Origin of the sequence: Streptomyces sp. CB02058 (genome assembly GCF_001905505.1) — a bacterium.
Taxonomy (GTDB): domain Bacteria; phylum Actinomycetota; class Actinomycetes; order Streptomycetales; family Streptomycetaceae; genus Streptomyces.
The window spans coordinates 957236-970785 of sequence record NZ_LIPG01000001.1 but is presented as its reverse complement, the minus strand read 5'-3'; the positions used below and the strand labels follow the sequence as shown (position 1 = coordinate 970785).

Below are 13550 nucleotides of genomic sequence, written 5' to 3'. Positions count from 1 at the left end.
CGCCGGTCCTGGTGGGTGTACTCGGTCTGCTCGGTGGCCGGCCCGGTGATGAGGGCCGGTGGGCCTCGTGACGACGGCCGGTCGGTTACGGCCTCGTGGAGACGGCCTGACGGTGACGGAACGGAAGGGGGAGCGGAGCGTGCCGCGTGTGGACGACGCTACGCCAGCGGCGGGGCGGAAAGCAGGCGATGGGCCGCGTCGCCCGTCACATGTGCGCCCCCTGACGTGGGTGCGTCCCTCGTCACATGCGCGCCTCGTGCCACGGACATGTCCCCCGTCACATGCGCACCCCGTGCCACGGACGCGTCCCTCGTCGCATGCGCACCCCGTGGCACGCCCGCTTCCCCGTCGGCCCGGCGCCTGTCCCGCCGGGGCCCGATGGCGGAAGCTGTCAGATGTGAGCTTCCTCGCCCGTGTCCGGATCACCGGCCACGCCGTCCCACCTGGCCCGCTTCATGTCGAGGCGCGGTACGTGCCCGTCCGCGCCGGGCGGGGCGGCCCGGAGCGGGGTGCCCTCCTCGCGGTAGTGGTCCAGCGCCCGCGGTTCATGACCCGGCAGCAGCGTGCCGTCGGACCGCACCACACGCCACCAGGGGGCGGCGGAGCCGTACAGCGCCATCACCCGGCCGACCTGCCTCGGCCCGCCGTCGCCGAGCCACTCCGCGATGTCCCCGTACGTCATGACGCGGCCGGGCGGGATCAGGTCCGCCACGTCCAGGACCCGCTCCGCGTAGACGGGCAGCTCCGGGGCCTCGGGGGTGGCGGGCGCGGCACCGGTCCTGTCGCCCCTCGTCCGGTCTTGGCTCATCCGTCACATCCTGCCGTACGCCACCGACAGCCGGGAGCTCCAGATCTCGGCCTGGTCACAGAGCGTGCAAGCCGGGGCGAAGCCGCGTATGTTGCGCATCGCGCTCGTGCCATGCACCCTGATGCCCCTCTCTGTCCGCTGGCCGTGCCACCATCATGCGGGCGGTGACCGGTGATACGAGAACACGAAGATCCATCAGAGGCGAAGGAGCAGGGCGTGCAGCCACCGAAGGCGGCGGACGCCTCTGACGCCGAGCCGCGCCCGGACGCGCCCGGCGCCCCGGAACCGGCAAAGGAGACTCCCGAGCCCGGCACCGAGCCCCTGGCGGGCTCGACGCTCGCGTCGGCCGACGCCGCGCTGACCGACCGCGTCTCGGGCGACGAGCCGCTGCTGCCCGCCCGGGTGCACCGCCCGTCCGATCTGCTGCGGCTCCTCGTCGGTGTCCTCGCGATCGCTCTGCTCTTCTCCATCGCCGCCTTCGCCCAGGGCACCACCACCGGTCTCGAGGACGACATCTCCAAGGGCACCGACCAGGCGCCCGACCTGCTGATCAAGCTCGCCGGTCTGGTGTCCAGCATCGCCGTGCTCCTCGTGCCGGTCGCCTTCGCGATCGAGCGCCTGGTCAAACGCGACGGACTGCGGATCGCGGACGGCGTGCTCGCCGCCGTGCTCGCCCACGGTGTGACCCTCGCCACCGATCTCTGGGTGGCCCGGTCGGCCCCCGGCACCATCCGGGAGGCGCTGACCCAGCCCCAGCCGGGGGACGCGCTCACCGACCCCGTGCACGGCTATCTCGCACCCGTCATCGCCTATATGACGGCGGTCGGGATGGCCCGCAGACCCCGCTGGCGGGTCGTGCTGTGGGTGGTGCTGCTCCTGGACGCGTTCGCGATGCTGGTCGGCGGCTACACCACGCCCTTCTCGATCGTCCTCACCGTGCTGATCGGCTGGACCGTGGCGTACGGCACGCTGTACGCGGTCGGCTCGCCGAACGTACGCCCGACCGGTCAGCACCTGATGGCCGGTCTGCGCCACGTCGGCTTCCGCCCGGTCGCCGCGATGCGCACCGAGGACGCCCACGACAACATCGACCAGAGCGACCGGGGCCGCCGCTATCTGGTCACCCTGGAGGACGGCCCACCGCTGGACGTGACGGTCGTCGACCGTGAACAGCAGGCCCAGGGCTTCTTCTACCGGGTGTGGCGCAGGCTCACCCTGCGCAGCATCACCCAGCGCCGCTCCATCCAGTCGCTGCGGCAGGCACTGGAGCAGGAGGCGCTCCTCGCGTACGCCGCGATCGCCGCCGGGGCCAACGCCCCCAAGCTGATCGCCACGTCCGAACTCGGCCCCGACGCCGTGATGCTCGTGTACGAGCACATCGGCGGGCGCTCGCTGGACGCCATGGAGGACGAGGAGATCACCGACGAGCTGGTGCGGGGCGCCTGGCGGCAGGTGCGGGCCCTCCAGTCGCGGCGGATCGCGCATCGCAGGCTGACCGGCGACGCCATCCTGGTCGACCGTTCCGGCACGGTGTTCGTGACGGATCTGCGCGGCGGTGAGATCGCGGCGGGCGACCTGATCCTGCGGATGGACGTCGCCCAGCTGCTCACCACCACCGGGCTTCGCGTGGGCGCCGAGCGGGCCGTCGCGGGGGCTCTCGCCGTGCTCGGGCCGGATGCCGTCGCCGACTGCCTGCCGCTGCTCCAGCCGATCGCGCTGAGCCGCTCCACGCGGGCGACGCTGCGCAGACTCGCCCGGGAGCGTTCGCAGCGCGAGCGCGAGGCGGTGCTGGAGGCCTCGCAGGCGGCGAAGCAGGCGAAGGCCGAGGAGCACGAAGCCGCGGCGGCCAACGACCGCAAGGCCGCCCGCAAGTCGCTGCGCACGGAGAAGCAGGCCGAGAAGCGGGCGATGGACGACGCCCTGGAAGAGGCCCGCGAGGAGGACATGCTGGCCCAGATCCGCCGCGAGGTGCTGCTGATCAGGCCGCAGGCGCCGGTCGAGCCGGTCCGTCTGGAACGCATCAAGCCGCGGACCCTCTTCAGCTTCATCGCCGGTTCGATCGCCGCCTACTTCCTGATCTCGCAGGTCACCGAGGCCGATTTCGGCACGGTGGTGGAGCAGGCGGAGTGGGGCTGGGTGGCGGCGGCACTGGGCTTCTCGGCCCTGAGCTACGTCGCCGCGGCCATGAGCCTGCTGGGCTTCGTGCCGGAGCGGGTGCCGTTCGGGAAGACCGTGCTGGCGCAGGTGGCCGGGTCGTTCGTGAAGATCGTGGCCCCGGCGGCGGTCGGCGGTGTGGCGCTGAACACGCGCTTCCTGCAACGCGCCGGAGTGCGCCCGGGTCTCGCGGTCGCGAGCGTCGGCGCGTCCCAGCTGTTCGGCCTCGGCTGCCACATCCTGCTGCTCGCCCTCTTCGGCTATCTGACGGGTACGGAGAAGACACCGGACTCGCTCACCCCCTCCAGGACGGTCATCGCGGGGCTGCTCACCGTGGCCGTGCTCGTGCTGGTGGTCACCGCGATCCCGTTCCTGCGGAAGTTCGTCGTCACCCGGGTGCGGTCCCTGTTCGCCGGAGTCGTGCCCCGCATGCTCGACGTGGTGCAGCGCCCGCAGAAGCTGATCACCGGCATCGGCGGCATGCTGCTGCTGACCGGCCTGTTCGTGCTCTGCCTGGACGCCTCGATCCGCGCGTTCAGCGGTCCGGACGTGCCGCAGCTCAGCTACGCGAGCATCGCGGTGGTCTTCCTCGCGGGCAACGCGCTCGGTTCGGCTGCGCCCACCCCGGGCGGTATGGGCGCGGTCGAGGGTGCGCTGACCCTGGGTCTGATCGCGGTCGGCCTGCCGAAGGAGGTCGCGGCTCCGGCGGTGCTGCTGTACCGCGTCATGACCCTCTGGCTGCCGGTGCTGCCCGGCTGGATCTGCTTCAACCAGCTCACCCGGAAGGGCGAGCTCTAGGGGCTCCCGTCCGGATACGGCCGGACGGGACTCCGAGGACCGCACGAACACCTGCACGAGGGTGCTCCACCCGCATGGCCCACGCCCCGCGCGGCACCTCGTGCCCCGCCGCACGATGGGGTCATGAGGACTTCCCCCGCCCTGCGTGCCGCTGCCCTCGCCGCCACCGCCACGGTGCTGCTGCCCCTGACGGCCTGTTCGGACGACGGTGACGGGGGTACGGAGTCGACGCCGTCGACCGCCTCGACGGCGTCCCCCACCGCCACCTCGAAGGAACTGTCCTCCCAGAAGCTCGACTGGCAGCCCTGCCCCGCCCCCAGCACGGCCCAGGGCAGCGGCACGGCCCCCACGCCGCTGCCGGGCGGCGCCGCCTGGCAGTGCTCCTTCATGGACGTACCGCTCGACTACGCGGACCCGGACGGCCGGACCATCGAACTGGCCCTCATCCGCGCACCCGCCAGGAACAAGGACCGGCGGATCGGCTCGCTCGTCTTCAACTTCGGCGGGCCGGGCGCCTCGGGCGTCGCCACGCTGCCGTCCTTCGGCACCGACTACGACTCCCTGCGCACCCGCTACGACCTGGTGAGCTTCGACCCGCGCGGGGTCGGCCGCAGCGAAGCCGTCCAGTGCGCGGACGACGCGGAGCTCGACGCCCGTTACGAACAGGACGGCACCCCGGACGACGCCGAGGAGGAGAAGCGGTTCGCCGAGGACCAGAAGTCCTACATCGCGGCCTGCGAGGAGAACTCGGGGGACGAACTCCCCTTCGTCGGCACGACGAACGCGGCCCGGGACATGGACCTGCTCCGCCAGGTGCTCGGCGACGACAAGCTGAACTACTTCGGGATCTCCTACGGCACCGAACTGGGCGGCGTCTACGCCCATCTGTACCCCCGGAACGTCGGCCGGGCCGTCCTGGACGCCGTCGTCGACCCCACGGAGAACTCCCTCGAATCCTCGCTCGGCCAGGCCGAGGGCTTCCAGCTGGCCCTGGACAACTTCACCGCCGACTGCGCGGAGCGCGACGACTGCAAGCTCCCGGGAGCCACCGCGAAGGAGGTCCAGGACTGGATCGCCGGCCTCCTCGCCAAGCTGGAGGAGAAGCCCGTACCCGGGCTCGGCGAACGGGAGCTGACGCAGACCCAGGCCACGACGGGTATCGCCTCGGCCCTCTACTCCCAGGAGACCTGGCCGCTGCTCGAACAGGGCCTCGACGAGGCGGACGGTGACAACGGCGGGCTGCTGCTGGCACTCGCCGACTCGCTGAACGGCCGCTCCGAGGACGGCCACTACGACAACTCGAACGCGGCCAACACCGCCATCAACTGCGCCGACTCCGAGGAGCGGTTCAGCCTGGAGCAGACCAGGAAGGCACTCCCCCGGTTCCGCGAGGCCTCCCCCGTCTTCGGCGACTACCTGGGCTGGGGCCTGATGGCCTGCACCGGCTGGCCCGTCGCGGGTGCCTGGGACACCCCGGACGTGAGCGCGCCCGGCTCCGCCCCGATCCTGGTCATCGGCAACACCGGGGACCCCGCGACGCCGTACGCCGGCGCGAAGGCGATGGCCGCCGAACTCGGCAAGGGCGTCGGCATCGAGCTCACCTACAAGGGTGAGGGCCATGGGGCGTACAACAGCGGCAGCACCTGTGTGCAGAGGGCCGTGGACGGTTATCTGCTGGAAGGAAAGGTGCCGAAGTCGGGAACGGTCTGCGAGTGACCGCTCGTTGGACGGCCGGACAGAGGTGACCGGCACCGGTGGCCCCGGACCGCTCCGGGTGCCGGCCTCCGGGCCCCGGGGGGAGGGAGCGCGCATGCGCGTACGCGTAGGGACCCGCGCGGGTGCGGCGACGGCCGGAGCGGCCCTGCTGCTGGTGACCGCGGTCCTCACGGGGTGCGACGACGGCCCGGCGCCCCCTCAGTCGTCCAAGGGCTCGTCGCCCCGGGCGTCCGAGGAGTCCTCGAAGGCGTCCGGGGCGCCGCCCGCGCTGGACTGGAAGCGCTGCGAGGCCCCCGAGGGCGGCACCGAGCCCGGTCCCGGGTGGCGGTGCGCCACCCTCGACGTGCCCCTGGACCACGCGGCTCCCGACAGCAGGACGATCGGCATCGCGCTGATCCGCAAGGCCGCCACGAGGAAGAGCGAGCGGCTCGGCTCGATGCTCTTCAACTTCGGCGGGCCCGGCGGCTCCGGCGTCGGCATCCTGCCGCGCGCCGCGGGTTCGTACAGGGAGCTCAACACCCGCTACGACCTGGTGGGCTTCGACCCGCGCGGGGTCGCCGCCAGCTCGGGCGTCCATTGCAGGAGCGACAAGGACCAGGAGACGGCCTACCGCGAGGTCGACATGACCCCGGACACACCGGCGGAGGAGGCCGCGTTCATCGCGGACGGGCGGGACTTCGGCGCCGGCTGCGCGCGTCTCTCCGGCACGGTGCTCCCCCACGTCGGCACGGCGAACGCCGCCCGGGACATGGACGCGATCCGCCGGGCGCTCGGCGACGAGAAGCTGTCGTACTTCGGCATCTCGTACGGCACGGAGCTCGGCGGGACCTACGCCCATCTCTTCCCCGAGAGAGTGGGGAGAGTGGTGCTGGACGCCGTCGTCGACCCGACGGCGGACTCGGTGGGCCACGCCCGCAACCAGGCGACGGGCTTCCAGCGGGCCCTGGAGAACTATCTGAAGGACCGCGGGCAGGACCCCGCCGCCGGCACCCGGCGCATCGCGGCCCTGCTGGAGCGGATCGACAGGAATCCGCTGCCGACCTCGTCCGGCCGGGAGCTCAACGAGTCGCTGGCCGTCATCGGCATCGTGAAGCCCCTCTACTCCAGGAGCGGCTGGCCCACCCTGACGGCCGCGCTCGACGAGGCCGAGGACAGCGGCAGGGGCGACCGGCTGCTGGAGCTGGCCGACGCCTACAACGGCCGGGACGGCAGCGGGCACTACGACACCCAGAACCACTCCCAACGGGCGATCTCCTGCGCCGACGCCAGGGCCAGGCCGACGGCGGCCGAGGCCCGGGCCCTGCTCCCCGAGTTCCGGAAGCTCTCACCGGTCTTCGGCCCGTTCCTGGCGTGGGACACGGCGGGCTGGTGCGCCCACTGGCCGGTGGAGGGGGAGCACGACACCCCCGAGGCGAGCGCGCCGGGCGCCGCACCGGTCCTCGTCATCGGCACCACGGGCGACCCCGCGACACCGTACGAGGGCGCGCGGAGGATGGCCGACGAGCTGGGTGACGGGGTCGGCGTGATGCTGACCAACAAGGGCGAGGGGCACGGTTCGTACGGCGTGAGCCCGTGCGTGACCTCGATCGTCGACGCCTACTTCCTGGAGGGGAAGGTCCCGGCGGACGGACGCACCTGCTCCTGACCACGGCACGGCACGCGAAGAGCCGGCCCCGTCACGACACGCGAAGGGGCCGGCCCCGTCTCCGGAGCCGGCCCCTTCACAGATGCCGGTGCGTCACACCGAGCCGTGGTCCAGCGGCCTAGTAGACCGGCTTCTCCGGCTCGATCTGGTTGACCCAGCCGATGACCCCGCCGCCGAGGTGCACCGCGTCGGCGAAGCCCGCCGACTTGAGGACCGCCAGGACCTCGGCGCTGCGCACACCGGTCTTGCAGTTCAGGACGATGCGCCTGTCCTGCGGGAGGTCCTGGAGGGCGTTGCCCATCAGGAACTCGTTCTTCGGGATCAGCCGGGAGCCGGGGATCGAGACGATCTCGTACTCGTTCGGCTCGCGGACGTCGATGAGGTCGATCTTCTCGTCGGCGTCGATCCACTCCTTGAGCTGCTTGGGAGTGATCGTGGAACCGGCCGCCGCCTCCTGGGCCTCCTCGGACACGACGCCGCAGAAGGCCTCGTAGTCGATGAGCTCGGTGACGGTCGGGTTCTCGCCGCAGACCGCGCAGTCGGGGTCCTTGCGGACCTTGACCTGGCGGTACTGCATCTCCAGCGCGTCGTAGATCATCAGACGGCCGACGAGCGGGTCACCGATACCGGCGAGCAGCTTGATGGCCTCGTTGACCTGGATGGAGCCGATGGACGCGCAGAGCACACCCAGGACACCGCCCTCGGCGCAGGACGGAACCATGCCGGGGGGCGGCGGCTCCGGGTAGAGGCAGCGGTAGCAGGGACCGTGCTCGGACCAGAAGACGGACGCCTGGCCGTCGAAGCGGTAGATCGAGCCCCAGACGTACGGCTTGTTCAGCAGGACCGCGGCGTCGTTGACGAGATAGCGGGTGGCGAAGTTGTCCGTGCCGTCCACGATCAGGTCGTACTGGGCGAAGATGTCCATCACGTTGTCGGCTTCGAGCCGCTCCTCGTGAAGGACGACGTTCACCAGGGGGTTGATCCCCTGCACGGTCTCCTTGGCCGACTGGGCCTTGGACTTGCCGATGTCGGCCTGGCTGTGGATGACCTGGCGCTGCAGGTTCGACTCGTCGACCTCGTCGAACTCGACGATACCGAGCGTGCCGACACCGGCCGCGGCCATGTACATCAGGGCCGGCGAGCCGAGACCGCCGGCTCCGACACAGAGCACCTTCGCGTTCTTCAGCCGCTTCTGTCCGTCCATCCCGACATCCGGGATGATCAGGTGGCGGGAGTACCTGCGGACCTCATCGACGGTGAGCTCGGCAGCCGGCTCGACCAGGGGTGGCAGCGACACAGGAACCTCAACAATGCAGGTGGTCGGTTTCTACGTACTTCATCTACGTACGGTTGTTCTCCCGTAACACTGCCACGCCGCTTCTCATTCCGAGATACCGGGTCCGATCCGCGAGACGAATTCGTCCCAGTAGCTGGGCAGTGCCGCGAATGGGTCGCTTTGTCCCCTCGTGCCGTCCCGGTCGGTGAAGAAGATCGTGCCCGCTCCCTGCCAGCGCGCGATGCGCATGGCCTCCTCCAGATGGGTGCGCGGGACCCCGTGGACGAGGTGCGCGAAGCGGCCCGGCTCGTACGCGGCCGTCCACTCGGCCACCTGCGACCAGCGGTAGTCGGTCCAGGGCCCCCGGAAGGTGACCAGCTGGTCGGCGGCCTCGGCGTACCCCGGGTGGGGGTGCGTTCCGTGGCCCAGGACCAGCCGCCCGCCCTCCTCGTCCGAGCTGTCGCTGTCGGCGAGGAGCGCGGTGAGGGTGCTGGTCAGCCGGCGGACCGCGGGGAGGCGGTCGCGTTCGGCGGGGCACCGGTCCAGATAGAAGCCGCCGACGCGGTACCAGTCGAGGTATGACTGCGCGTCGGCGATCAGCTCCCCGAAGGGGCGGTCGCCGTGGGCCAGGTCGAGGTGGCCGAGCAGCCTCCCCCCGGAGGCCCTGACGGTGTCGTCGGGTGCCTCCCCGTGCAGGGCGCGCTCGCGGGCGTTGCGGAGGCGGCCCGCCGCTTCCAGGCAGTGCGGGTCGGGGCGGGCGCCCGGCCCGTTGTCGATGTTGAGCACCGCCCAGTGCAGGGGTGTGCCCGGGCGGTTGAGCCCGTCCCATTCGGTGGGTGCGAGCAGCGGATGGGCGTAGCCGGGCACGCCCACCCCGAGCCCCTCGTCCGCATCGGCCCGCAGGACGGAGCCGGTGCTCGTCAGATACGGCACGCCGCCTCCATCCAGATGTCGGCGAGCGACTCCTCCAGATTGATCCGGGGCCGCCAGCCGAGCCTGTCCCGTGCGGTGCGGACGTCGGCCTGCTGCCAGGCGCCGCAGCCGTCCGGGTACGGGGAGGGGGTCGCGGCGAGGTGCTCCACGACGGACTCCGTCGAGGCGCGGGGCGCGCCGATGGGGAGCCGGGCGGGGGGTGTGTCCAGCTCGTGGAGCGCGCCCGCGTATCCGGCGACCCTGGCCAGGACCGCCGCCGCGTCGCGCAGCCGCACGGCACGGCCGGTGCCGATGTTCACGACGCCCTGGGCCGCGGAGAGCGAGGCGGCGTGGACGGCGCGCGCGACGTCGCGTACGTCGACGAAGTCCCGCTGCACACCGAGGCCGCTGAGCTTGAGCTCGGGGTCGCCGGACTGCATGGCACGGCGCATCGTCTCGGCGAGCCTGCCGAGCGGGGAGCCTGCCGGGGTGCCGGGCCCGACGGGAGAGAAGACCCGGAGCACGACCGCGTCGAGACCGGAGCCGAGCACCAGCTCGGTGGCGGCGAGCTTGCTGACGCCGTACGGACCTCCCGGACGGGGCACGGCGTCCTCGGCGGTGGACGAGCCGGGCTGGGAGGGCCCGTACTCGGACGCGCAGCCGACCTGGACGAGCCTCGGGCTGCATCCACTGCGGCGCATGGCCTCGCAGACCGTCGCGACGGCCACGGTGTTGTGGCGGGTCAGGTCGCGGGCGCCGCCCCGGGTGGCCCCCGCGCAGTTGACGACGACCCCGGGGTGGACGGCGTCCAGGAAGCGGGTGAGCGCCCCGGGGCTGCCGCCCGCGAGGTCGAACCGTACGTCGGCGTCGTCGCCCCGGCCGAGCGCCGTGAGGTGCACGGCGGGGTCGGCCAGCAGGCGGTCGGCGACGAATCGGCCCAGGAATCCGTTGGCTCCGAGCAGCAGAACCCTCATCGCGCGCCCCCTCGGTGCCGACGGCGTGCTGCCGGTGAGAGGGATTGGGGGGTCATGTCCGGTGTCTCCTTGAGGAAAGAGGTGAGCGGGGGGGAAGCCCGCGGCGTCGGCTCCGCGGGATGGGGAGGGGTCCGCTACGCCGAGGCGTGGGCGGACGCCCGGGTGAGGGTGACCGATGCGTGGATCAGCAGCCCCAGCGCGGCGGCGCCGCATGCCAGGGCGGGTACGCCGCCGGGACCGGCCGAGGCGACGACGGCCTCGACCGGGCGGGCGACGGGATCGAGGCCGGGCAGCCGTCCGGCGAGGACCAGGAAGGGGGCGGCGACCTCGACGGCGCAGGCGGCGGCGAGTCCGGTGGCGGCGGGTTCCGGGAAGCCGTGCACGGCGAGCAGCCGGGCCAGGAAGAGGAGTGCTCCGAGGGCGACGGGTGCGGCCGTGACCATCGGGGCGCCGTCCTCACCGGGGTGGCCGAGCCCGGCGAGGAGGAGCAGCGCGGTCAGCGCGCAGAGGAAGAGCGCGAGTACGCCGAAGAGCAGCGGGCGTACGCCGGCGCCGAATTCCGAGAGCGCGTGGGACCCGGCGAGCCGGCTCCGCGCGTGGGCGGCGAACAGATGGGCGCACCAGGCGGCGGGCGCCAGGGCGAGGGCGAGACCGAGGAGGGGGGCGGGCGTAGCGGCCCAGTTGCCGTCGGGGCCTCCGCTGATGACCTGGGTGAGGAGGTCGTCGCCGTACACGGCGTATCCCAGGAGGCAGCAGACGTAGAGGGTGATGCCGCCGGTGCCTTCCGGGGCGCGCAGGGGGCCGCCGCGCAGGCAGAGCCGGAGTCCGAGGACGACGAGCAGGGCTCCCAGGGCGGTCACCGCGCATCGGGCCTCCCCGCCGAGGACTCCCTCGGTGGCCCGGAGCGCCCCGGTGGTGGCGAGGCAGGCGGCGCCGGGCAGCAGCGCGGTCAGCGTCCACGCGGCCCGTGCCTCCGTGCCGGACTCCGGCCTCGGCTCGGGTCCACCGGGGCGCGCCGCCCTGCCGGAGCCGGGGATGCGCGCGTAGAGCTCCTCGGCGAGCGAGAAGACGTCACGGTGCCGGTAGCGCGCGGCGGCCCGGTCGGTGAGTCCGTGGGCCTCCAGGCCGGCGGCGATCTCCAGGGGGTCGACGGCACGCTCGCAGAGGTCGCGGTGTCGGTGCATCAGCACCTTGACCGGGTCCGCCGTCCCGCGCCGGGCGGCGGACCGCCGGGCGGGGTGGTGGGCGATCTCGGGGGCCCTGACGGCGGACCGTACGGTTCCCGGTTCCCCCTCCGGCGCGCCCGGAACGGCGTCGAGAGAAGGGGTTTGGGCCGGTCTGCCCATCGGGGCACCTCCGTGGTCGTGGTCGTTCGTGTCGTCACGCATCGCCGTCCCCCGCTCCGCGTGCGCCCGCGCACACGCCCTCGGCGCCGATGGCCCAGCTCGGCACCCTGGACGCGCCGGAGGCGACCGGTTCGAGCGGCAGGCCGCCCAGCACATGGGCCTCCGGGGGCGTGGCGAAGGGGCGGGGCGGGCCGGCCGGGTCCCGGGTGTCCGGCGGTGCCGACCACCTGGCCGGGGCGTGGCCCACCAGGTCCAGGTAAATGCCGCGAAATGCCGCGAGGTTCTGTTCCACGGTGAAGAGCTCCAGTGCCCTGGCGCGCGCCGCCGCACCCAGGCGCGCGCGGCGCTCGGGGTCGCGCAGCAGCGCGAGACAGGCGTCGGCGAGCGCCTTCGGGTTGCGCGGGGGCACCACCAGTCCCGTACCGCCGACGACCTCGACCACGGCGCCGACGTCCGTCGAGACGGTGGCCCGGCCGCAGAACATCGCCTCGACCAGGCTGATGGGGAAGCCTTCGACGACGCTCGACAGGACGACGACTCCGCCCGCCGCGTAGGCCTCGGCGAGGTCGGGCACCTCGGGGCCGCCGATCTCCTCGAAGGTGACCGGGCAGGCGCCGACGGCGTGCGCGTCCGCGGCCTCGTCGGGGAAGAGCTGGGCGGCGAGCGCCTGGCACCGGGCGAGATACGTCTCGCCCTCACCGCCCTGGACCGGGGCGCCGAAGATCCTCAGCCGGGCGTCCGGTTCGGCCCTGTGGACCTCGGCGAAGGCGTGCAGCAGCGCGATCAGGTCCTTGGCGGGCTCGATCCGCCCGATCCACACCAGCGTGCCGGGCCCGCCCTCGTCGTCACCCTCACCGACGGCCCCGAAGCGCTCCGCCTCCATGCCCGGGTAGACGGTGCGCAGCTTGTCCCGGTCGGCCCCGAACCGCTCCTGCCAGCGGCGCACATGGGTGTTGCCGGGGGTGATGAGGGCGGCCTGGCGGTAGACCTCGGCGGCCAGCAGGCCGTGGAAGTTGGCCAGCAGGGCGCGCACCGGCGCACCGAGCGGGGCCTCGGGCGCCGCCAGGTAGTGGGCCCGCAGCGGCACACCGTGCTCGGTCACCAGCAGGGGCACGCCGAAGAAGCGTTTGGCCAACAGCCCCGGCAGGGCGGCCGCCCCTCCGGAGGCCGCGTGGCAGAGGTCGACCGCGCCGAGGCCGTCCTCGTCGTACCAGTCGAGGGACAGGGGGCGCAGCGCGCGCTCCAGCTCGGCCGCGAAGGCCAGGTAGTCGGGGACGGTGGCACTGTGGACGGTCCGCCCGGTGCCGGGTGCCCGGCAGGCCGACTCCACGATGCGTACGGTCGCCTCGGAGCGCAGGGCGGTGTGCAGTCCGCCGTGCTCCTGGGCCAGTTCGGCGAGGCCGTAGAGGCCCTCGGTGAAGAGGTCCGCCACCGCGGTGTCCTGGCCGAGGGGCTCGGGCCCGGGGACGGACCCGGCAGCCCCGCCGGCCCCGGGGGCGGTCTCCTGACCGGCGCAGACCGCGCCGACGAGCGCCGTCACGTGCGCCGTGAAGCGCCGCCTGTCCCGCCGCCCGTACGCGCGCCCCAGACCGGTGGCGATCCGGCCCGTCAGTCCCCGGGGGCGGCCGGTGTTCCGGGCGTCCTCCTCGTGCGTCCACAGCGGGGCCGTCCGCACCCGGCCGACCCGGTCGGGAAGCCTGACCCAGCCGCGTCGTTCCTGGTCGGCGGAGCGGCTCAGCGCGAAGAGGTCGAACTCGTGCTGGGGCAGACCGCGCACCAGACGGTCGCACCAGAGTCTGGACTCACCGGTCGCATACGGATAACCACCGTCCGTGAGGAGTCCGATCCGCACGAGCACACCCCCGATCTCCCTTGTGGGCGGCCGCCGTTGATCGGCGACTCGCAGCGGGACGACCGTAAG

General features: G+C 73.0%; 9 protein-coding genes. 3 read left to right on the top strand and 6 right to left on the bottom strand.

The window, feature by feature from the left end:
* Positions 1–391 precede the first annotated feature (391 nt).
* Positions 392–808, bottom strand: coding sequence for an MGMT family protein (locus AMK10_RS04585; RefSeq protein ID WP_073744985.1), 417 nt, complete (start codon positions 806–808; stop codon positions 392–394).
* A 216-nt stretch (positions 809–1024) separates the two neighbouring features.
* Between AMK10_RS04585 and AMK10_RS04580 the strand changes: the two genes are divergently transcribed.
* The 3 genes from AMK10_RS04580 to AMK10_RS04570 all read left to right on the top strand — a co-directional run bounded on the left by AMK10_RS04580 (position 1025) and on the right by AMK10_RS04570 (position 7121).
* Complete coding sequence (locus tag AMK10_RS04580) at positions 1025–3760, top strand: lysylphosphatidylglycerol synthase transmembrane domain-containing protein (protein WP_073744983.1); 2736 nt, start codon at positions 1025–1027, stop codon at positions 3758–3760.
* 123 nt (positions 3761–3883) lie between these two features.
* Positions 3884–5476, top strand: a complete 1593-nt coding sequence (locus tag AMK10_RS04575) for an alpha/beta hydrolase (protein WP_073744981.1) — start codon at positions 3884–3886, stop codon at positions 5474–5476.
* A gap of 94 nt (positions 5477–5570) precedes the next feature.
* On the top strand, positions 5571–7121 hold the full coding sequence (locus AMK10_RS04570; RefSeq protein ID WP_073744979.1) for an alpha/beta hydrolase: 1551 nt from the start codon (positions 5571–5573) through the stop codon (positions 7119–7121).
* A 118-nt stretch (positions 7122–7239) separates the two neighbouring features.
* Here the strand turns inward: AMK10_RS04570 and moeZ are convergent, their stop codons facing one another.
* The 5 genes from moeZ to AMK10_RS04545 all read right to left on the bottom strand — a co-directional run bounded on the left by moeZ (position 7240) and on the right by AMK10_RS04545 (position 13481).
* Positions 7240–8418, bottom strand: coding sequence for an adenylyltransferase/sulfurtransferase MoeZ (gene moeZ / locus AMK10_RS04565; protein ID WP_073744977.1), 1179 nt, complete (start codon positions 8416–8418; stop codon positions 7240–7242).
* A gap of 84 nt (positions 8419–8502) precedes the next feature.
* The gene (locus AMK10_RS04560; protein ID WP_073744975.1) at positions 8503–9330 is read right to left on the bottom strand and encodes a spherulation-specific family 4 protein; all 828 of its coding nucleotides are present in this window, start codon (positions 9328–9330) and stop codon (positions 8503–8505) included.
* Complete coding sequence (locus AMK10_RS04555) at positions 9318–10283, bottom strand: NAD-dependent epimerase/dehydratase family protein (RefSeq protein ID WP_073744973.1); 966 nt, start codon at positions 10281–10283, stop codon at positions 9318–9320. The genes AMK10_RS04560 and AMK10_RS04555 overlap by 13 nt, the downstream gene beginning before the upstream one ends.
* Before the next feature lie 134 nt (positions 10284–10417).
* Complete coding sequence (locus AMK10_RS04550) at positions 10418–11629, bottom strand: hypothetical protein (protein WP_073746050.1); 1212 nt, start codon at positions 11627–11629, stop codon at positions 10418–10420.
* 34 nt (positions 11630–11663) lie between these two features.
* A complete protein-coding gene (locus AMK10_RS04545; RefSeq protein WP_073746048.1) occupies positions 11664–13481 on the bottom strand; it encodes a DUF3492 domain-containing protein in 1818 nt (605 codons plus the stop codon).
* Positions 13482–13550: the final 69 nt, after the last annotated feature.

What these genes read in the sequence shown, in the direction of transcription:
- AMK10_RS04585 (WP_073744985.1), bottom strand. Translation starts at nt 808, where the DNA reads ATGAGCCAAGACCGGACGAGGGGCGACAGGACCGGTGCCGCGCCCGCC.
- AMK10_RS04575 (WP_073744981.1), top strand. Translation starts at nt 3,884, where the DNA reads ATGAGGACTTCCCCCGCCCTGCGTGCCGCTGCCCTCGCCGCCACCGCC.
- AMK10_RS04570 (WP_073744979.1), top strand. Translation starts at nt 5,571, where the DNA reads ATGCGCGTACGCGTAGGGACCCGCGCGGGTGCGGCGACGGCCGGAGCG.
- AMK10_RS04555 (WP_073744973.1), bottom strand. Translation starts at nt 10,283, where the DNA reads ATGAGGGTTCTGCTGCTCGGAGCCAACGGATTCCTGGGCCGATTCGTC.
- AMK10_RS04550 (WP_073746050.1), bottom strand. Translation starts at nt 11,629, where the DNA reads ATGGGCAGACCGGCCCAAACCCCTTCTCTCGACGCCGTTCCGGGCGCG.